Source organism: Olivibacter sp. SA151, from assembly GCF_054130995.1.
The window spans coordinates 829,474-851,643 of the sequence record NZ_CP096391.1 but is presented as its reverse complement, the minus strand read 5'-3'; the positions used below and the strand labels follow the sequence as shown (position 1 = coordinate 851,643).

Annotated in this window: 13 protein-coding genes and 2 pseudogenes; 1 reads left to right on the top strand and 14 read right to left on the bottom strand. The window is 42.3% G+C overall.

Annotation, left to right across the window (positions count from 1 at the left end; genetic code table 11):
* Window positions 1–218: 218 nt before the first annotated feature.
* The 6 genes from M1D52_RS03425 to M1D52_RS03400 form a co-directional block, all read right to left on the bottom strand.
* Window positions 219–2,141, bottom strand: a complete 1,923-nt coding sequence (locus M1D52_RS03425; RefSeq protein ID WP_242627385.1) for an alpha-L-fucosidase — start codon at window positions 2,139–2,141, stop codon at window positions 219–221.
* Between the two features lie 322 nt (window positions 2,142–2,463).
* Entirely contained in the window at window positions 2,464–3,078 is a 615-nt protein-coding gene (locus M1D52_RS03420) for a LutC/YkgG family protein (protein WP_437394356.1), read from the bottom strand.
* Between the two features lie 84 nt (window positions 3,079–3,162).
* On the bottom strand, window positions 3,163–4,542 hold the full coding sequence (locus M1D52_RS03415) for a lactate utilization protein B (RefSeq protein WP_437362086.1): 1,380 nt from the start codon (window positions 4,540–4,542) through the stop codon (window positions 3,163–3,165).
* A gap of 108 nt (window positions 4,543–4,650) precedes the next feature.
* On the bottom strand, window positions 4,651–5,385 hold the full coding sequence (locus M1D52_RS03410) for a (Fe-S)-binding protein (RefSeq protein WP_013663967.1): 735 nt from the start codon (window positions 5,383–5,385) through the stop codon (window positions 4,651–4,653).
* A 403-nt stretch (window positions 5,386–5,788) separates the two neighbouring features.
* Window positions 5,789–8,338, bottom strand: coding sequence for a phosphocholine-specific phospholipase C (locus tag M1D52_RS03405; RefSeq protein ID WP_437394358.1), 2,550 nt, complete (start codon window positions 8,336–8,338; stop codon window positions 5,789–5,791).
* Window positions 8,339–8,497: 159 nt separating this feature from the next.
* Window positions 8,498–9,868, bottom strand: coding sequence for an aldehyde dehydrogenase family protein (locus M1D52_RS03400; protein WP_437394359.1), 1,371 nt, complete (start codon window positions 9,866–9,868; stop codon window positions 8,498–8,500).
* 254 nt (window positions 9,869–10,122) lie between these two features.
* Here M1D52_RS03400 and M1D52_RS03395 point away from each other — a divergent pair.
* Window positions 10,123–10,173: pseudogene (locus M1D52_RS03395) on the top strand (hypothetical protein); the annotation flags it as partial.
* Between the two features lie 125 nt (window positions 10,174–10,298).
* Here M1D52_RS03395 and M1D52_RS03390 read toward each other — a convergent pair.
* From M1D52_RS03390 to M1D52_RS03355, 8 genes and pseudogenes are all read right to left on the bottom strand, one after another.
* Window positions 10,299–11,000 (bottom strand): annotated as a pseudogene (locus M1D52_RS03390) (gamma-glutamyl-gamma-aminobutyrate hydrolase family protein); the annotation flags it as partial.
* 304 nt (window positions 11,001–11,304) lie between these two features.
* A complete protein-coding gene (locus M1D52_RS03385) occupies window positions 11,305–12,441 on the bottom strand; it encodes an iron-containing alcohol dehydrogenase (protein WP_437394360.1) in 1,137 nt (378 codons plus the stop codon).
* Between the two features lie 126 nt (window positions 12,442–12,567).
* Complete coding sequence (locus M1D52_RS03380) at window positions 12,568–13,926, bottom strand: glutamine synthetase family protein (protein ID WP_437394361.1); 1,359 nt, start codon at window positions 13,924–13,926, stop codon at window positions 12,568–12,570.
* Window positions 13,923–15,224 carry an ethanolamine permease gene (eat, locus tag M1D52_RS03375; protein WP_437394362.1) on the bottom strand — a complete coding sequence of 434 codons (1,302 nt, stop codon included), beginning with the start codon at window positions 15,222–15,224 and terminating at the stop codon, window positions 13,923–13,925. The genes M1D52_RS03380 and eat overlap by 4 nt, the downstream gene beginning before the upstream one ends.
* A gap of 309 nt (window positions 15,225–15,533) precedes the next feature.
* Window positions 15,534–17,075: a SusD/RagB family nutrient-binding outer membrane lipoprotein gene (locus M1D52_RS03370; protein WP_289554351.1), complete on the bottom strand. Its 1,542-nt coding sequence runs from the start codon at window positions 17,073–17,075 to the stop codon at window positions 15,534–15,536.
* Window positions 17,076–17,108: 33 nt separating this feature from the next.
* The gene (locus tag M1D52_RS03365; protein WP_437394363.1) at window positions 17,109–20,474 is read right to left on the bottom strand and encodes a SusC/RagA family TonB-linked outer membrane protein; all 3,366 of its coding nucleotides are present in this window, start codon (window positions 20,472–20,474) and stop codon (window positions 17,109–17,111) included.
* An 11-nt stretch (window positions 20,475–20,485) separates the two neighbouring features.
* Complete coding sequence (locus tag M1D52_RS03360) at window positions 20,486–21,472, bottom strand: FecR family protein (protein ID WP_437362099.1); 987 nt, start codon at window positions 21,470–21,472, stop codon at window positions 20,486–20,488.
* Between the two features lie 80 nt (window positions 21,473–21,552).
* Window positions 21,553–22,128, bottom strand: coding sequence for an RNA polymerase sigma-70 factor (locus M1D52_RS03355; protein WP_437362101.1), 576 nt, complete (start codon window positions 22,126–22,128; stop codon window positions 21,553–21,555).
* Window positions 22,129–22,170 lie beyond the last annotated feature (42 nt).

Sequence of the window (22,170 nt, the reverse complement as noted above, 5' to 3'; positions counted from 1 at the left end):
GAGGCAAATTTTTAATTTATTTATGTGACTGCTTCGCTCAAGACTCAGCCCTAGCTTCAGCTCGCAGAGACGCTCTTATGTAAGTCCTTACTGGTCTGACCGGAAAAGCGCTGAAATAAAAAGGAACCCTTTGGTCTTACGGTTAAAAGACTCTTTTGGTTTTTGACTATTTACCATCCCTACGGAAGGCAAGCTTTTTATTTTTTAATTTTGAATTTTTACTTTTTACTTTCCCTACCATACACCTCTAGCTCCGCAATACTGAATGCCGGTTTATCATTGTCGAATACCGACTGTTTAGCAAGCAATTTGACGTATCGGCCAGTCACTTTTTCCACCAAAGCGGTATATTGTAAAATGGGGTTTGCTTTGACATTAGAAAACTCACCGGTCACAGCCAATCTCCAATCTTTTCCATTATCACTAACATAGTATTCATATTTTTCAACTGTACCGATGGATTTCCCATCTTGCCGTGGCAGGTAACCAAATGCGGATATATTCTGTTTGGAGCCTAAGTCGATTACGATTGCATTCTTATCCGTCAGGAAAAAAGTTTGATCATCATTGTCAAAGGCTTTTTCAGCTGCACTCGATTCGCTTGCCCAGTTGGCCTTTTCCAAGCCCTTACGTTCACCATGCTCTGGTCCTTTAAGCGCTCTTGGTTCGGCGAAGAGTCCGACATCACTCAAAGCAATACTAACGGGAGCATATACTTTTAGTCGCAATTTACTTGTTGAAATCGATTCGGGCATGCGAATAATACGATTAGCTCCTATGCTTGTTGCGTTAGCCGCACGCACCCAAGCGCCATCTTTCCATTTATCCACCAAAACGCTATCAATTCGTTGGCCTAATTTTATGTTTTCGCGTAATCGAATGATATTAAATGTTTGCGGTTTTAGCAGTTCGATTTCGAGATCAGCTTGGTGAACGTCATCATCCGTAGCCCAATAGCTATATCGATCTTCATCCGTTAGGCGCTGCGGCCCATAGTGTTGATCATTCGCATTCCGTACATTGGAAGCCTTCAAGCGAGCCCCTTTGATTAAATTTTTATCAAAAACTTTCTTTAATAATGCACCAAATTCTTTTAATACCTTCACATCGTTTTCATGCAAGAGACCATCCGTGTTCGGCGAAAGCCCCAAGTCAAAAGCGCCACCTCTTCCAACACTTTTACAGTATAAGTCGAACAACATGGCAGGAGTCTTCACCTGATCGTCTTGTGAAGCGTGATAAAACCAGCCCGGTCGCAAAGGCACATCGCACTCCGTAGGTATCCAGCTTTCACCATTTCTTGTTCCCGTTCCCAAATTGCTGTCATCCATGTAACCTGGCATCGGTGCCTTACCTTCTTTACCTACAAGCGTTATGGTCGACCAGCTAGTTTCCGAAGCAACTCCTTTTTCATTCCCTACCCAGCGTACATCCAGACCGATATCGCTAAAAATATTTGCGTTGGGTTGCATTGCTCGCGTTATTTTCCACGTGTTCATCCAATCGTAGTATGTCGATTGGTCAACTTTTCGCTTTTCTTTTTTGCCGCCGTAATAACCATCTCCCCCATTGGCGCCATCATGCCAACTCATAAAAAGTTCACCATAATTGCTATAGAGCTCTTTCAGCTGGTTTCGATAAATACTAACATATTCGGGCGTGCCATAAGCAGGGTTGTTTCGATCCCAGGGCGAACAATAAACACCAAACTTCATCCCCAGTTTTTGAGCTGCTAGTTGAAACTCTTTCACCATATCACCTTTACCCGCTCGCCAAGGGCTCTCGCTAATATTATATGCCGCTGTTTTCGTGGGCCATAAGGCAAAGCCATCGTGGTGCTTAGCGACAGAGATGATGCCCTTAAATCCACCTGCCTTTGCGGCCGCAACAATTTGCTCAGCACTAAATTTTTTTGGATTAAAAATAGCCGGATCAGCATCTCCGTAACCCCACTCTTTATCTTGAAAGGTGGTTGGCGTAAAATGGATGAGACAATACATCTCCGTTTCATGCCATGCGAGCTGGCGTTTAGTGGGTAATGCACCATAGGGTTTCGGCGCATCATCGAAATCCTGAGCGATGCTGTTTACTCCAAACAGACATGTTGCAATAATGGTTAAAAGGCTTTTTCTGCTGTACATACTTACAAACATAAATGCTATCCAAAGTTAAACATTCAGGATTATTAGCATTATGTTCTGCTATATTAGCTATCGTGGATATTAGTTGTCGGTTATTCGTTATTGGTTGTTCGTTATTGGTTTCTGGTTATGGGGTACTTTTGTGAGAACAAGTTAGTATCAAGTATTAGGACACCTGCCTGTCGGCAGGCAGGTAAGTAAGTATCAGGTATCAAGACGTAGGTATCAGGATAAGTAGAAAAGAGATTCATCACTCATAATTCCTGCCTACCGGCAGGCAGGCAACACTCATCACTACTTAACGTCTCTACTACTCAACAACTTAACTGCTCAACAAATAAATCGCTAAGCTTCGCGGGCCATGGGCTCCCAGTACTAAAGACTGTTCAATATCCGCCGTTTTTGAGGGTCCCGCGATAAAAGCTCCGAAGGGATCGACGCCTAGCCCCATCTTCTCATAAGCCTGGTGCATATTATTTACGATCTGGTTTTTCGCGACAAGCAGCACCAAATGTTGACAAATAAAAGGCAGTACACGTATAAGTGTTTCCGGAATCCATAGTGCGCTATTTTCGGCGACACCCAACTGCGCAGCCATAATAGCTATATCAACATCTTCCAAGCTATGCGGATTGAGATCGGCGTCAACAATCTGTTCGGCCAGGTTTTCCATTTCAGGCAAGGTTGACACAATCCGTAAAGATTTCTCAATAGACCACCTTGCCTGCACTTCGGGAATATAGGTCTGCAAAAGATGATCTTTTACCGCTTCCAGGTTCGTCGCCTCCAGGACACTGGTTCCGACAGCTTTTGCAACATCCGAAAATTTCTGTACCGGATCGTCGTATACCGTTGGGTTTTCAACCGGAGCGGGTAATGCTACTTCATCCAACTGCGCTGCCTTGATGGCTTGTAATATTTTGTCTTTACTGGTCATACTTTTTGCTATTAGCTGTCGGTATTCGGCTTTCTGCCACCCTACACCACACACCTTATTGCTTAAACCTTAATAAATTCCTTACTATCTACCCTTTTCTCTGTCTTTATACCATTCACTAAAAGATTGCTTAGGAGGCACCGGCATCTCACGTCCTTTATACCATGGGTTAAGACTGTTATTTACCGTAAATGGCGCGTACTTAAGCGTAAAACGCCCCATTTTTCCTGCTAACCTAAATTTAGTGGGCGACGCCAAAGTGGTTGCCATCAGTTTCATGGCCATTGTTTTTTTCTTATCGGTATATCCCGCTTTTACCAATTCTTGTCGCCACTTGTACAACTGGTTATGGATATCTATTTTTACAGGGCAAACATTGCTGCATGAACCGCAAAGCGTTGACGCAAAGGGAAGGTCAGCAAATTTTTCCATATCCAAGTTAGGCGCCAAGATGGAGCCTATAGGGCCTGATATAGCGTGATGGTAGCTATGGCCCCCGCTGCGTCTATATACCGGACAAGTATTCATACAGGCGCCGCATCGAATGCATTTCAGCGAGTTTTTAAAGTCAGGTCTGCCGAGTTGCCGGCTTCTCCCATTGTCCACTAAAATAACATGCATTTCCTGTCCCTTCCTTGGCTTTCTGAAATGGCTTGAATAGGTGGTAATAGGTTGCCCTGTTGCACTTCTTGTCAACAAACGGAGGAACACGCCCAAATGAGCCCGCTTTGGAATCAACTTTTCTATGCCCATACTGGCAATGTGTATATCGGCAAGATGAGCGCCCATATCTGCATTACCTTCATTGGTACATACCACCATTTCTCCTGTCTCTGCAATCGCAAAATTCACTCCCGTCAATGCCGCCTTGCGTGTAACAAAAACGTCCCTTAAATGCTGTCGAGCCGTCTCCGTCAAAATCTGCGGATCTGATACACCTGCTGCCGTTCCAAGATGCTCGTGGAAAATATCGCCGATTTCTTCTTTTTTCTTATGAATGCAAGGTAGTACGATATGGCTGGGCATTTCTTTAGCAAGCTGAACAATCCGCTCACCTAAGTCTGAATCAATTACTTCAATCCCATTGTCTGCCAAGTAATCGTTCAAATGGCATTCTTCCGTCAGCATAGACTTACTTTTTACCATCCGATCGATGCCATGCTTCTTCAACAACTCGCAAACAATTTGATTATGTTCACGCGCATCTGCCGCCCAATGAACCTGCACGCCATTTGCCTGCGCGTTTTTTTCAAACGCTAGCAAATAATCCTGCAAACGGGATAGCACATGGTTTTTAATTTGAGAAGCGGTGTTCCGTAACTCCTCCCATTCCGGGATATCGTGCGTTAATCGATCACGTTTTGACCGAACGAACCAAAGCGTTTGATCGTGCCAATCGACTCGAGCTTCATCTTTATTAAAGATATCCGCTAATGCGGCGTGTTTCTTTTGTTGTGTTTCCATATGATTGCTCTACACTATAAGCTTTATGTTGTTTACAACGTATAACTTATTACTCCTGCCTACCGCAGGCAGGTAAAACTCCTTCGGTTTTAAACTCGCTATCATTACCTACTGACTATTCAATATCTCGGCAATATGTATCACTTTGGTAGCACTTTTATGTCTACGAAGAATACCTTCCATATGCATAAGGCAGGACATATCCGCTCCTGTTATAAACTCAGCTCCGTGCCGCAAATGATCGGCTACGCGATCTTTACCCATTTTTACCGATACGGCTTCTTCTGCTACACAGAAAGTTCCACCGAAACCGCAACACTCGTCCTTCCGATCCAGTTCAATTAGCTCGATATCTTTTACCATACTAAGCAGTTTACCGGGTTTTGAAAAGGGCTCGGCAGTTAGTTCACTCATCTGCGAAAGCATCAAGCCCCGTTGCCCGTGACAACTTTGATGCACGCCTACACGGTGCGGAAAACGAGCGTCCAGCGCTGTTACTTTTAAAATATCAGTAAGAAACTCGGTTAATTCATAGACACGTTCGCGAACCTCGTTGCTTATTGTAGGAGACTGATCCGAGTGCAGGTGATCTTTTATATGCAAGACACAGCTTCCTGAAGGTGAAACTATATAATCATATCCCTGAAAACGTTTGATAAAATTCTCATTACATCCGGCAGTAAGGTGTTCATAGCCTGAATTGGCCATTGGCTGTCCACAACAGGTTTGTCCCTCAGGATAAGAAACCTTCACCCCTAGCTTTTCTAAGAGTTCAAGTGTCGCTCGTGCTGCTCCCGGATAAAATTGGTCTACATAACATGGTACAAATAAGGCAACCTCCATGTGTTATTTTGTTTAGTTAAAAAGGATAGAAATACAAAGTAAAGAACTTTCAATATAGCTTCATTTTGCGATCTTTACTATTTATTAAGCTATCTTTACTAGGTTTTATCACCCCTCCATAAAATCAAAACAAAATAACGCATTCTTTTCCAAACAACTGTCATGGTCAGTCCGCTTTGCTTAGGTATCAAGACACCTGCCTGCCGGTAGGCAGGTAAGTATCAGGTAGCAAGACGCCCTATTCATCACTCATTTCAGCTATTAGCTATCAACATTAGGTGTTCGATATTTGACTTAAGTCTGGCAACGTAATTCATCACTCATAGTTCATAACTCAACACTCATCACTACTTAACTACTTCCCTACTCAACAACTTAACTACTCAACAACTTAACTACTCAACTATTCCACCACTCTTCCCATAAACGGGTCGCTTTTTGAGTCGGCGCCTGTTTCCACCCTGCCCGCATAGCGTCGCTCAAATGTTGGCCGACCCTTAATAAACAAAGAAAAGTCGTACCAACCGTAGCTTTTTGAGGTATCCATAACGATCTTGACAATTTCGTTATTTTTTATTTTTTTTCGAATTAGGCCTTTACCGTACGACCAATCCTTCAGTTCCACTTCCAACCCTCCTTGGGTCCCCATTAATTGCAGTTCGATATTGCCAGTCAGCTGTTTCGCATCTTTTTGTCTTTCATATAGGCATTGTACCGAAATCACATCATCCATTTCGGTGCCTTTCAGCTCGCGAAAAAAGCCGTTAGGCCCATAAATCTGTAAATGATACTGCTTATTTTCAAGACGGTCGAACGGCCATTGGTAGCTTAGTCTACCCCCCGCTTTCACAGCGAAGGCCCATGTTTTTACTGCTTCCCATATTGGTTGGCTCCTAGCGCTCTCTTTCAGGTATTTGTCGGGAGCATAAACATTAAAAGCTACACCAGCGGCCCCTTCACCGAAAATCTCATCCGCTGCAAGAAAAGTAAGTTCAACAGCCTTTGAATCTACCAGCCTCTCTTCAACATAAAGCTCATAGGGTAAAGCATTCGAGTTTTTTATACCTTTCTCTTGTTGGGGTAATAAAGGCGAATTAAAAGGATGTTTATTAATGAACGCAATCTCATCTTGCTTCAGTTCCTTAAAGCCCTTTGGCAAGTCCTTCGCTTTTGATTTATAGATCGATTGTACAAATTCATTGCGTTTCACAGCACCAGGTAAGGATAGCGTCTCCCCGTTGTAAGGGCGGAATGCGGAGGTCAGATCGCCTGTAATAGCGCGCCGCCAACTGCTAATATTCGTCTCCCTAATTGGCTTTCCTATTTTCTTCTCCAAGAACTTTTCCATGAAACGAATCGTAGAGGTAATATCACAAAGTTCGGAGTTAACCCAGCCCCCACGTGTCCACGGAGATGCAATGATCAATGGTACGCGATATCCCAAACCAACGGGACTTTCCCGAAGGTCATCTTTATCCATTCCATCTCGTTTGCGTTCCTCTTCCATACTCACATATTCATCACGCGTATCCAAGCCTTCTGAAACCGCACCACTGTCGATATCATTAGGGTTAGGAGCGACAAACGGCGGCACATGATCAAAATATCCATCGTTTTCGTCATAGGTAAGCATAAAGATCGTTTTCTTCCAGACTTCGGGATTTTTGGTGAGGATATCCAACACTTCGGACACATACCATGCACCAAACCAAGGTGAACTGGGGTGGTCCGAAAATGCCTGGGGTGCCACCAACCACGATACGGTTGGGAGCTTCCCGGAATTTACATCCGCTCTAAATTGATGTAGGATATCCCCTTTCGGCACTTGCATTTTCTTTTCCTCACCCCCATCAATATAGGAAACTTCCTCAATATTGTAATAGTTTGGATCGTTGATATTGGTGGTAAAGGCCCTTTGGTGTAACTGTTGTTCAAAGCTGCTGAGCTTTGCAAAATTCTCGGGGTTATACTTGGCCAACTCCTCTTTATATTTGGACAGCTGTTCTCTTTTTTGGTTCAATTTCTTTTTGAGGCTTTGTACTTGATTCGGTTTCGTTTTCTTGATCTGTACCTCCAACTCCGTAATCTCTGCCGGCAATTGCTCCGACCGTTTTGTCAGGAATCGATGATGACCGGTGCTGAAACGTACGTGATATTGTTTAAACCACTCCAAATTGTTATCGGTAAAATTGGACAACCAATATTCCCTGTCGCCTTCCAGCTCAGTCTGTATACTCAATTCATTCTGATATACCCGCCAGCTTACGCCATGCTCCTCCAATCGTTCAGGAAAAGTCTTCCAACTCACTTCCTTATTATAATAGACGTCTGAGTTTCTCACATTCGCCTGCTCACCTGCCGCTCCTTTCAGCGTTCCACTCCAGAAGAAAAGGCGATTCGTTGTTGTACCCGTCAGGGACGAACAAAAATGTTGATCACAAACAGTGAAGGCATCTGCAAAGGCATAATAGAACGGGATATCTTCGCGATTAAAATAACCCAGGGTAAGAGGCATATTCTTGTATGCTTTATTTCCCGATTGCTTTGCCTTCAACCATCCATCATACTTACCATTGTTCCGAGCATCCACTTGATTTTCCCATGAATGCGGAAGGCCTCCCATCCAGGTGGATTTTGTTTCCTTCATATTGAGCCGAAATGGCGCATAGGTATGCCCTGCCGGGTCCGACTGCAACCAAACTAGGTTCTTATTCGGCAATCTGATCGCTCGTGGATCGTTAAACCCACGTACGCCTTTTAATGTTCCGAAACAATGGTCAAATGATCGGTTTTCCTGCATGAGCAAGACGATATGCTCAGCATCATAAAAAGTACTACCTGGTGCAGGATTAATATCCAAAGCTCTTTGTAATGACTTTGGCAATGCATTCCACAGACCTGTACTTCCCGCTAAAAATGCGGCTTTCTTTATAAAGTCTCTTCTATTTTCCATTTTATTAGCTATAAGTATCAAGACGCCCTATTCATCACTCATTTCAGCTATTAGCTATCAACATTAGGTGTTCGATATTTGACTTAAGTCTGGCAACGTAATTCATCACTCATAGTTCATAACTCAACACTCATCACTACTTAACTATTTCCCAACTCCCTATTTACTACCTACCAAATGCCAGGCTTTGGGCTTGGTAAAGGCCCGTAGCCCCTGATGCGAAAGTGTCGAACCAATACCAGAATGCTTTCTACCACTCCAAGGAACTGCTGCACTTACGCGATCGCAACAATTCCAATAGGCAGAGCCGGCATCAATTTTTTTCAGTAAAGAAACGGCGCGCGCTTCTGAATCGGTATATATACCTGCTGTTAATCCATAATCAGTATCCTGCATCAGCGATAAGGCTTCCTCATCCGATCTTACGCTCATGATTCCTATGATAGGACCAAAACTCTCTTCTTTCATGATAAGCATGTCATGTGTCACATCAACCAATATTGTTGGCTCAAAGTAAAACCCTTTCCCATCAATGGCTTTACCCCCACAAAGCAATTTCGCGCCTTTTGCTAATGCATCGTTAACTTGCGCTTCCAATATGTTAATTTGTAGCTTTCTCGTTAACGGGCCGAAGTAAACATCATCATCTAATGGATTACCCACTGTCCATGCCTTTACCTGCTGTACGAAATAATCGAGGTATTCATCATAAATATCTTGATGGACATAAATTCGTTCGACCGAACAACAACTCTGTCCATTATTATAAAAGGCACCATCCGCTGTTGCTTCTGCTACTGCTTTTATGTTGCTGATATCATTGGCGATGTAAAGCGGATCTTTTCCGCCCAATTCGAGCTGACAAGGCACCATCTTTTGAGATACCTGTTCGTAGATATACTTACCGGTATGATATGAGCCTGTAAAGAAATAACCGGCGAGCTCCATATCTAGCATCATTTTTCCCACTGGTCCATCACCAATCGCCAATTGAAAGACGTGATCCGGTACGCCTGCTTTTTTTAACAGCCTATCGATTTCTAGTCCCGTCAGCGTCGCATATTCAGACGGTTTGTATAATACCCCATTACCGGCTATCAGGGCGGGCACAAACACATTTACCCCTACCAAATACGGATAGTTCCAAGCGGAAATATTTCCGATAACACCTAGAGGCTCATAGGATATGCATTCGCACACCGTCCCATTTTCCTGCATGAGCTCATCGCTCAGATAGCGTTCTGCATTTGCAGTTAACCAAGTAATTCGGCTTATCGCACCTTTAATCTCATTTTTTGCTTGTTGCAACGGTTTACCGGTTTCAGCTGTTAATATTTCAGCAAGGGAGGCCGACTCAGCCTCCAAAAATGCCGCGAACCGGATAAGCGTATTTATCCGCTCTCCTAATGGCAGCTGGGCCCAAATCTGTTGAGCTGCGAGTAGCCGCCTATATTTCTCTTCTAACGTAGTAGGAGAATCTACCTGTACAGTAGCAATTACCTCCTCAGTTGCTGGATTAATGATATTCATTTTGTTAAGTAAAAAATTCAAAAGTAAAAAGTAAAAAAACGATTCATCATACACTTTTAGCTATCTACAATCAGCGGTCAGTTTTCAGTCGCACAAGCCTTTCTCACAACTTATCCGGCTTTCAGATATCAGCAGTCGGCTTTCGTTAGTGTAACCGTAACTGCTACTACACTAACCTCTCACAAAAAAAATTTCATACTGATGTCTCGACTCGCCTCCTATTATCCCAATCACACCACTCGACATGACGAAAAAAACTCGCAACGGGTAGTTCACAACTGGCAACCGGCAACTCACAACTCTAAATTCATTACCTGCAACTCACTTCAGTGAACAAGGAAACCTATTAGTAGGGAGCATCTCTTACGTCCTATGAAACCCCTAGACACTACTCACTATTAACTACTCACTATTAACTACTAACTATTAACTACTTAACTTCTACCAAAAAAGATTCCCTGATATTTTCCACAAAGGGATTTGAAGCATCTTCCATTCGTTCGGGATGCCATTGTACCAGCAGTAAGAAGGGCTTCCCTTTAGCATCTGTTCGTTCCAGCGCCTCTACCACACCGTCTCGGGTAACAGCGGAAGCTACCAGGCCTTTACCTATCCGATCTGCACTTTGATGATGCAAGCTGTTAACTACACCCTCGCGAGCCTCTGTTATTTTAAATAGCAAGGTGTAGGGATCCACATTGATCGAATGGTTGGGAAGTGAGCCGTTGGGTAATTTAGCATGACCAAATTTTCCCCAAGAAGCTAGATCCGGAATCAGCGTCCCTCCATAATACACATTAATTAGTTGCAGGCCACGGCATATCCCTAAAATTGGAAGTTCACGTTTCTCAGCCAATCGCAGCAATTGCCATTCAAAAGCATCACGCTTTTCATCGAAATCAACGGGCACACAATAGGAAAGATATTCTAATTTGTTGTAGTATTTAGGATGTACATCCTCTCCTCCCGTGAAAACTATCGCCTGACAGACTTCAACCTCCTTTAGATTATCCAAACTATATCCCAGACGAATAATCTCTATACTAGCATCGGCTCCTTTTATCCAATTGGCATAGAGATCGTACATTCTGCCATCCGTCATTCCTATGATTTTTTTGTTTTGCATCGCTTTGCTGTTCGTTGTTAGCTTTGGGTTAAGTAGTGCTTTCCAATAGTAGTTAAATAGTTTAGTCGTTGAATGGTTAAGTAGTTATGACGAATTATCGACCAATTGACTAATTATTAAGCTATAAGCTTTAGGCTAGCACCCATTTTGGTATCAAGACACTAACTTACCGGCAGGCCAACAAATGCCGAGACAGCTTTATTGTCTTATGTCTTGATGCCTACCTGCCTGCCGGCAGGCAGGTGTCTTTTGTCTAGCGCTATTTCCCTACTCAACATCTTAACTACTTAACAATAACTACTCAACCAAATTAAAATGCTTGCTGATATAGTCGTTTAAAATCTTCTCTACTTACGGGCTTTGGGTTATTCGGGTGTGCAAAATCCGCTATTGCCAAATCAGCCAGTATTTCTATATGTTCTTCTTTTACACCTATATCCCGTAATTTTTTCGGAATCCCGATGTGCTCATTTAATTCAAAGAGGTACTTTATTACCCCTTCTCCTGTTTCTTCGCGAAGCTGTAAAGCTTGGGCAATACGTTTAAACTTATCCTCATTGCCGGCTATGTTGAAAGCCATTCCGTAAGGAATATTGACCGCATTAGCCAATCCATGGTGCGTATCCAATAACGAAGATAAGGGATGTGCTAATGAATGCACCACGCCTAAACCCTTTTGAAAAGCAATTGCCCCCATCATGGACGCTACTAACATATTACTCCGCACCTGTTCATTTGGCCTCAACACAGCCTGTTCAAGTGATTTAGCAATTAAATGCATCCCTTCAAGTGCAATACCATCACAGATTGGATTCGGATTTTTGGCCAAGAAAGCTTCCATGTTATGAGTAAGGGCATCCATACCCGTTGCAGCCGTAATATGAGGTGGCAAACCCATGGTTAACAAGGGATCTGCAAAAACGATTTTGGCCATCAATTTAGGCGAGAACAGGATCTTTTTTTGATGCGTCTCGTCATCAGCAATAATGGCGCTCCTTCCCACCTCACTACCGGTACCTGCGGTGGTCGGAACCGTAATAAAGTGAGGAACGCTGTTGGTCACATACACGTCGCCTCCAACCAAGTCATCGTATTTAAACAAATCGTCTCGGTGATTGACACGCAGTACGATTGCGCGAGCGATGTCCAAAGCAGCGCCACCACCAATACCAACAATACTGTCACGATCGGTTTGATCCCAAATATCAGTCCCTTTATATACATCCGATTTCACCGGGTTTTTATGAATATCGGAGAATACTTCCAGGTGAATTCCTTTTAAGTTAAGGTCCCTCACGATCTCAGCAAAAAAATCCAGCTGGGCAATGGTCGGGTCGGTCACGAGTAAAGGCCTTTTCAAGCCCTGCTCGATTAAGTAAGCCGGTAATTCCTTTATAGCCCCACAGCCAAAACGGATCGGTGTGGGAATGTTGAATTGGTAAATCATTTTCGTTGTTTGTTGCTGGTTATTAGTTGTTAGTTATTCATATGAGTTGTGAGGATCTCTCTTCCTTTACCTTATACCTATTAGCTTTCATCGTTTAACTTTACCGCTTTTTAATTTTTAATTTTCTTAAATAATCTCAAAATATCTTTTTAATTCCCAATCGGTTACTGCTTTGGCAAACTGTTGCCATTCCCATTCACGTGTACCGCAAAAGTGTTCCACGAAATCAGCGCCAAAAAGCTCCTTAGCAATTGGGGACTGCTTCATCTGTTGCGTTGCTTCCCAAAGATTCGAGGGCAAGCAACCATGGGATTTATCTTTGTATCCATTTCCAACGGTAGCAGGCTGCTTAAGAGACAAACGATGTTTTATACCATACAGTCCTGCCGCCAGGCAAGCTGCAATAGCCAAATAAGGATTGGTATCAGAGCCGACAACCCGCGTTTCAATTCGCGTTGCTTTCTTCCCTGACGCTAGGATTCGGAGTGCTACTGTCCTATTATCCAACCCCCAAGTTAGCGTTGTAGGCGCCCAAGCTCCTTCTACCAAGCGTTTATAACTATTAATGGTCGGCGCTAACAATGGCAGCATATGGGGCAGACAGAACAATTGTCCCGCAACATATTGCTTCATCAATTCGCTCATTTTGTTTACTTCTGTTTTGTCGTAAAACAAATTTTCCTGTCCATCTTCATCCCACAGACTTTGATGTACATGGCCACTACAGCCAGGCAAATCCGCTTTCCATTTAGCCATAAAAGAAGCAATGATACCATGTCGATAAGCAATTTCTTTTACTGCCGTTTTGAACAATATAGCTCGATCAGCCGCTTCCAACGCATTTGCATAGGTGATTGCTGCCTCATAAACTCCTGGACCTGTCTCCGTATGCAAGCCTTCCAAGGGTACACCAAACTTAGTTAGCGATTCAAAAAGATCATGAAAAAAATCATTTTTTAACGAGCTTCTTAAAATAGAATAGCCGAACATTCCCGGTGTTAGCGGTATTGGGTTTTGAAAGGCTTTCTGCTCTAAACTTCGCGGTGTCTCTTCAAAATTAAACCATTCGAACTCCTGCGAAAAAAAAGGCTTGTATCCCAATTGCATGCATTCATTAATAATCCGCTTCAGCAATTGCCGCGGGCAAACGACCGCCCCCGTTCCCCGCTCGTCAAAAAAGTCGCCCAGGAAAAAGGGCACATTCGCTTCCCATGGCACCTTTCTAAAAGTATTCAAATCGAGCTTTAACGGCATATCAGGATACCCCGAATGCCAACCGGTAAATTTGCTGTTATCATAAGCGACATCATGCGCATCCCAACCAAATACTACATCACAAAAACCAAGCTCACCCTTTAAGACCGCAAGAAATTTATCTACTGAAATGTACTTCCCTCGGAGAATACCATCGATATCCGATGCGGCAATTTTGACCCGACCGCCGGGATGCTGTTTAACATATTCTTCTATTTCTTGTGTCGTCATTTTTTGAATACTTTAAATAGTGCATAAGATAATAACATAATGAGCAAGTACACCAATCCTATTTTCACATTGTACACAAACATGGCAAGCAAGGAAATACCACCAATGACTAAAACTATGAGGGGAAAAATCGGATACAAGGGGACTCTAAAGGGGCGGTACAATTCGGGTTGAACACGCCTTAACTTGATAAGCGCTATCATTGACACAACATATAGGGTTAATGCCCCAAAAACGGAGAGGGTAATGATTTCTGCTGTTTTTCCGGAAAGGAGCGCCAATATTCCCAGTATCATGTTTAAGATCAATGCATAGCTTGGTGTTCGGTATTTGCTTGAAATTTTACCAAGAAAAGGAGGAAAATTGTTTGCTTTTCCCATTTCATAGGTCGATCGCCCTGCGGCCAAGATTAATCCGTGAAAAGAGGCTACCAATCCGAATAGGCCTACCGTTATCAGTAAATGATATAAAATATGGTTATCTCCTGTAATGTGCGATAGTGCAAGAGGCAATGGCGAATCAGAAGTTTCCCCATTTACACCATTCCTAAAAACAATAGCTTCCCAACCTGCCACGCCTACAGAGGAAACGAATACGAGCACACAAAGCATCACAAGCGTCAAGATTGCCCAACCGAAACCCTTTTTAATATCCCGTTGCGGATTTTTAGTTTCTTCGGCTACATTTGCAATTCCCTCGATACCGAGAAAAAACCAGATAGCAAAAGGGATGGCAGCAAAGGCGCCCGACCAGTTATGCGGTAAGGGATTTTGTACAAAACCGGCTGCATTGAAATGAGGTGCAGCAATTCCAACGAAGATCAATAACTCACTGACAGCAAGAATAGTAATGACTAATTCAAAAGTGGCAGCGGCTTTAATCCCTATGATATTTAGTGTAGTAAAAAGTACGTAGGCAATAATAGCTGTTTGTAGAATAGGAGCTTCCGGAAAGAAGGCATTAAAATAGGCACCGATAGCAAAGGCAATGGCTGGCGGTGCAAACACAAATTCAACCGTTTGTGCGATACCAGCAAGAAAAGCAATATCCTTTCCCAACGCAGCTCCTGCATAATCAAAAACGCCACCGGCTTTTGGAATGGCACAGGCAAGTTCGCTATAACTAAAAGTAAAAGCGATATACATCAACATCACGATCAGCGTGGCCAGGGCCATTCCTAGGGTGCCGCCTTTTTCCAAACCTAAATTCCAGCCGAAATACATACCTGAAATAACATAGCCAACTCCCAAAGCCCATAGAGAGAAAGGTGTAAGTGTTTTTTTTAATGTATTAGTCATCCAATTTTGGCTTCAATGTAAAAAATGCGACCCCACGGCTTATTCCTTCAGTTATTATTGGTTTAGGACCGTCTAAAAAGTATTCCTTAATAATTGCATCACCATTTGCGCTAAAAAACTATTTAGACGGCCTTCTTTATTACAATTTCATTCCATCCACGAGCCTGATTTTGGTGGCCCTATACGAAACCCGTCTAAATACCGGATGGTTAAATATAGGATAAAAACATCAAAATCAGCACGTAACAATATAATAATGCGCTCTATAAGATATGTATTGGAGCTGGTCCTTTTTACACCGTTCCATATTTATTTCAGCACCCACATTTCTTGATTGACGTTATCATTGCCTCCAAATTGCCTTTGAATGGCGGCAGCAACATTTTCTCCGTTGTAATTTAGTTCGTCAGCAGGATATAGCCATCTTTTAGGAAAGGAAGTAGTCGGATCATTTAGATTAGTTGCGGGGTTCAAAATAAAAGTAGGGTACCCTGTTCTGCGATTTTCGAACCAGGCAAAATAATCACAATCTTGAAGAAAGCCTGCTACATATTTTTGGGTGATGATTTGTTCCAGCTGCTGCTCCATTGCTCCCTTTAACGGGTTAGCATTTAGGTAGGTCTGAATATAGCCGTCTGTAATCTGCATATTATGGTGGTACTTCTCATTGTCGGGCGTGTGACTAGCCAAGAATTGCATGGAGGCTGTAATACCCTCATTGTAATAATTCACGGCCGAGTTACTAACCCAACCCCGTAAACTTGCTTCAGCGAGAATAAATTGTAAATCCCAATAAGTAAACTGTCCTACGGGTTCCGCATTAAATAGATCGGCGTATCGATCATTCAAATCGGTAAAATCCTTGGAAGCCCGTATTCCTTGTAAGCTATTGAAAGAAGCAGATGCTTCAACAGAGGGGTATGCACCCCAATCCGAAACCTCAAGTCCTGCAGCAAGCTTAACCGATGATGGCTTTGCATAGTAAAACAAGCGCCTATCCTGCATCGCCTTCAATGGTTCCAATAAATTAGCTGTAAGCATGGGGTATATTGTAAACGGATTGGAGCTATTGATATTCACCCAAGGATATTTTTGACCATCCTTATCCAAATAAGTTAAAGCGAAGTTATCATTATAATTGCGCATCAATGGCCTGGAATTGACAATATCCTGAAAACGTGAAATTACCGACAAGTCGGGGTCATCCGTTTTCTTATATAAGTTTAGCAGTACGTATAATTCAAAGCTATTAACCAGACGCTGCCATTGGTCCTTACTCCCTTGGTAGATCGGATCTCCTTCAAAGTCGACCCCCTGTCCAAAAAGCTTATGTGCTTCATCCAACTCATTAAGAATACCTAGAAACACTTCTTTTTGCGTATCATATTTCGGTTTTATAATTCCTTCCGTTTCGCCTTTAGTCGCCTCAGAAAAGGGTATATCGCCCATTTGCATGGTTAAAATAAAGGACTGCCAAGCTCGGATAAAATGTCCGAGGGCGGTATATGAATTTTTCAGTTCCGGAGTTTGAGCATAAGCGATCATGGGTTCAATATTGCGCAATAGGCTGAGTCGGCCAAAGCTTCCCCGGGTAATTCGGTTATATTGAAAAGACTCCTGCCCTTCCTGCCAAGTCACATACTTAGCCAACATAAACGGCTGCATAAAAGATTTTTGTGTACTGATATCCGATCGGGTAATATCGAGGATCATATTGCTGGCTAGCATACCGGCCGTTACTTGATCAGTAGCGTTAGGATTGGTATTAATTTCTTCAAACTTGGAGCAGGAAAATAAGAAGGTAGCCAATATTCCTACCAAACCCATATATTTTATCATAGTTGTTTTCATTGCAATCGACTTTTATGGTACAACGAGTATATATTAGAAACCAAGACGTATATTCAAGCCCAACATTCGTTGTGAGGGAGAATTTAGATTCTCTGTAAAGACGTCAGGGTCTGAAAATTTAAACTTAGTGAATAACAGCACATTTTGACCGGTCAATGAGACCGAAGCACTCTTAATACGAGTCTTAGCTAAAAGTTTAGCAGGGAAGTTGTATCCTAACGATATTTCGCGGAGTTTTACAAAAGACTGATTTTGTACACCGTGTTCTTTATCGCCTCCACTTAACGACTGTGCATAGTCCTGATAATTCACCTGTACATCATTTGCAGTATAGACGCGGGTATCGCTGGTAATTCGTCCATACTTATCGTAGGTAGCCTCGCCTGAAACTACTTTCACCCCCTGCCCCACATAATTTGATAAACCATTCACGACCGCATCGTAGCGATACTGGTTATCTGTCTCAGGGTTCGCTCCTGTATCAAACATTTTATCCCAGATATAGTTATACATAAGGCCACCAATACGTCCATCGATGGTAATACCTAGATTAAAATTTCCCAAGCGGAAATTATTGATAAAGCCGAACATGAAATCCGGATCGCCATACCCCATTTTGCTCTGATAATCACTTTTTTTCGGAATACCATTTACGTGGATAATATTTCCTTCCGGGTCGCGTTCCCATTTGTTTTTAAGATAAACATCTTTTCTTGCGCCTTTTTTGGTCCACAAATCATCGGAGGAATAAACCGGATCTAGGTTCACATAGTATTGGTGGTTATTTGACCAGTTGATTGCGGTATTCCATTCAAAATTGCTATTTCTAATCGGTGTTCCGCTCAAAGTAATTTCGAGGCCCCTTCGCTCATACGTTTCATCGGTATTGATCAGTGTTTTGGTAAACCCCGAAGCAGAAGAAATGGTAACTTCCTCCTGTTGGTTATAGTAATATTTATTAAAATAAGTAATATCTAATCCGATTCTCTTCTGAAGCAACGCAATGTTTCCCCCAAATTCATACGTTCGATGCGCATTTGCCAGCAAGCTTTTTCCCAATAAATTACTTGGATAGCCGGCCGTGTTTTGGTTGTCCCAAGCGCCTGGTGTAACCGTATATGTACGGTTATTCGCATAAACATCTAATGGCGACTTATCCACTGCCCAAGATCCTCTTAATTTAATCATATCAAATGCCTGTGGCAATTTCAGGTATTCAGAAAGAATAAAGCTTGCTGCTATGGACGGATAGAAATAGGATCGCTGATTTTTTGATTGCGTGGAACTCCAGTCATTACGCCCGGTTACGTCAATAAAAACGGCATCATCCCAAGAGAAGCTGGCCTTACCAAAGACACTGTTGATTTGTCTTCGATATTCAGTCTCGGCCACCAGCGCTTTATCCACAGATGCGGCTAGCGAATACCATCCAGGGACGCTTAACCCGTTCTGTGTGGCTGCATCTAAACTACGGTCATTATAGTAATAGATTGTCCCACCCCCAAGCGCATTAAAGCCAAATTTACCCCAACTGTTATTATACGTTACGATAAAATCGTTATTGGTGCTAAAGCCCCAATCTTTGTTGATACCATAAGTCCCAAGTGAATTGAATGAGATGTAATTACTTCCGACATAAAAATTACTTCTTGTTGAATTGATACCAATCGGATTCCGGATTGTCTCTTGATTGCTATAGAAATCATAACCGGTACGAAATAAAATGTTCAGATTTTTGTTGACCTGATAATTGGCATTAAAACTGGCATACAGTTTATTCTGTGTGATACCGTTTAACTTTTCATAAGCAATGAGATAAGGATTATCATACCAGGCATCGTAAAGCCAGTTCTGTTGCTGATGAGGGGTAATCCAATAATCTCGATATTGACGGATATCATAGTCGGGGCCGGTCCACATCAGGATCTGATAGAGATAGCCCTGGTTTCCATAACCAGTACCCCATATTTGTGGGGCGTTTTGCCGCGTATAGCCCGTTTGTGCACCGATGGTAACTTTATCTCCCAACTTCATTTCACCGCTGTTTGTAAAGTTGATAATATTCAACTTGGTGTTAGGGTATTGTCCTTTATTGAGAATATGATTCAAACTGGTTCTGAAAAAACCATGCTCTCCGGTTTGCGTAATACTTACGTTATTATTAGTAATAATACCTCTTTCCAGAAAGTTTTTTAGATTATCTTTTCCGCTGGATACTAAAGGCATATCCTCGTATTGTTTCGTCAATGGATTCCATTGTTCAGCAGTTTGCCCTATATCCAACTTCGGTCCCCACACATAGTCGTCCGCAATAGCACCGTTGATACCATGACCGTAAGAAGTTTGCACTTTCGGAATGGCTAGAAATCCCATTTGAGTCATCGTATTGCTGTTTACATCGATGGAGAATCCTTTAGCCTTACCTTTTTTGGTAGTAATAATAATCGCACCGCTTCCTCCCCTGGAACCATATAAAGCAGAGGCTGTTGCTCCTTTTAAGATATTCATATCGGCAATATCATCGGTGGGGATATCGCGTAAGGTCATATTCCCATAAGGCACCCCGTCAATTACGATAATTGGCGTTTCGCCACGGAGCTCAATCGTTGGACGTGCATTGAATTCGGTTGAATTTTTTACTACTAGCCCTGAAACCTTGCCACTTAAAGAAGTTCCTACATCGACGCCCTTCACAGTTTGTAGCGCCTCACCTGATACTTTCTGTACCGCATAGCCCAACGACTTCTCTTCTCTTTTTATTCCTAATGCTGTTACCACCACCTCTTCTAGTCGACTTTCACTTCGACGTAAACTAACATGGATGAGCTGTCGCTTTCCAATTGGTTCTTCTATGGTTTGATAGCCCATATAAGAAAAGACAATAATAGCATCATCCGGAACATCCCTCAATACAAACCTTCCGGAAGCATCCGTTATCGTCCCCCTGTCCTTCCCTTTCACAAGCACACTAACCCCTGGAAGCAAGGAATCGTCCGTCGCATCCTTTACCGTGCCGGCAACCTCTTTTTGAACTGTTTTCATATGATGATTGCTGATCACTGTATGTTCAGTGTTCTCTTTATTTTCAATTTTTACCGGCTTTACCACATATAACATTTCGTCAATTTTTTCAATATTGACTTTACCTGCCGCCAGATTCTCTAGAAATGTAATTAGATTGGCTTTCTTTACTTTACTCATATCCGGGCGTTCAACCATCGTCGGACCTATTAAATCGGCGCTGTAATTGAACCGTACATTAAATTTTTGCTCTAAAGAGCTTAATAAATCCCGAAAGGGAATCCGTTGCTCTTCAGTATTTGCCATGGATAATTTTCCAAAAATCAGGGCAATAAGGAGCACTGTAGGCATTTTTATGCCTAGTAAAAATTGTTTCATACCTCTCCGTTTTAGTTAATTAATCTTTTGGTTGATATTATTATTTTGTCGTTTTCTTTATTGATTGTACAATCAAGTGCAGCTGCCAACGTCTTTATTGCCTTATTAATATCGTTGGTAGGTAAGGCCCCCGTAAAATGCATGTTTTTTAAGGTCTCTTCGGTAAAATCAATACGGTAACCATAAATATCCTGCATACTGGCAGCGACATTTCTCAACTGCTCATTCTTGAAAGATTGAAGATTATATTGCCAGGCAGAAAAATACATCGTATCCGTGACACTTTTGACCACTCTTGCTTCCTCTGCATGAAAATGCGCGATCTCACCTGGCACTAATAGTTGAGCTTTATCCTGCTGTGCCTCGGGGAATACCTTTACACTCCCCCTATTGAGTACGACATGTGTTTCGGTTGATCTTGCCTTTAAATTGAAAGTTGTTCCCAATACATAAACATCCATCCCGGTATTTGTATGCACAACAAAGGGCTTATTTTTATTTTGAGCAACGTCAAAATAAGCTTCTCCCGAGATCCACACCTCACGTTCCTTATCGGTCAAAAAGGTCTCATTAATTTCAATAGTTGTATTAGCGTTGAGCAATAGTTTGGTACCATCCGGTAATTGGTACTTCTCTTTTTTTGCAAAATCTGTTTGGTATATGATTTTACTAGGTTTTGAAAGATAGAATACAAAATTGGCTAAAATAAGGAGCGAAATGATTGCTGCAGCGATCAACCAATTCGTTTGACGCTTTTTTGTTCTTTCAACATCAGTAACTAGCGTGTCCTGTCCGACGATCGCATTAAAAATACGGTCACTGGACGCATCTGCTATTGATTCCTGTTGTGGTAGCGTCTGTTCCACCTCTTCTAAGCTTGGCAGACCTTCCACATCATCAACCGATTGCAAAAGTTCTATCAACAACTCTATCTCAGCGGGTGTACACTCGCCTTTCATAAATTTTAAATAGAGACTCTTGACCTGCTGGTTGCTCATATACTTCTTTTATCATCTCATACAAAGAAGTGAAGGAGAAGGACGATTCAAGGTGAAATTTTTTTAGTTTATTTTAGAAATCATGTATTCATCAGAAACAAGGCACCAATAAACCCCATTGTGAGCTCCGTATGGGCTAGCATATATTGTTTAATAAACTTAAGCGCTTTCACGATCTGATCTTTTACCGTATTTTTAGATATAGCCAGTTGATCCGCTATTTCTTCGTGAGAAAGAAATTCAATACGACTCATTCGAAAAATTAGTTGGCGCTGCGGCGGTAATTTACTAATCGCTTCCTCATATAGTTGTTGAAGCTCCTTATAGTCCAAAGAGTCTTCTACCGCCTCGTGACTTGCTGCATGACTATAAAAAACATGGTTGATGTACTCTTCATGGCGTACGATTTCCTTCAATTTATTATAGATCAAGTTTCTCGCAATGCGATAGGTATACGCTTTTGCACTTTGTGTTGGATCGAGTGTGGCCCGGTGTTTCCATATTTGCATGAATACTTCTTGCACGATTTCTTCAGCAAGTATAGCAGATCGAAAGAAACGGAAAGCGTAATTATATATAGGATGCTTTAAGTCGTCATAAAACAACCGAAAAGCTTTTTGATTCCCTGCGCGTATCGCTATTATTCGAGTATCCATTGTATCAAATTAGTTGGCAAACCTAACACGGGTATGTTTAAT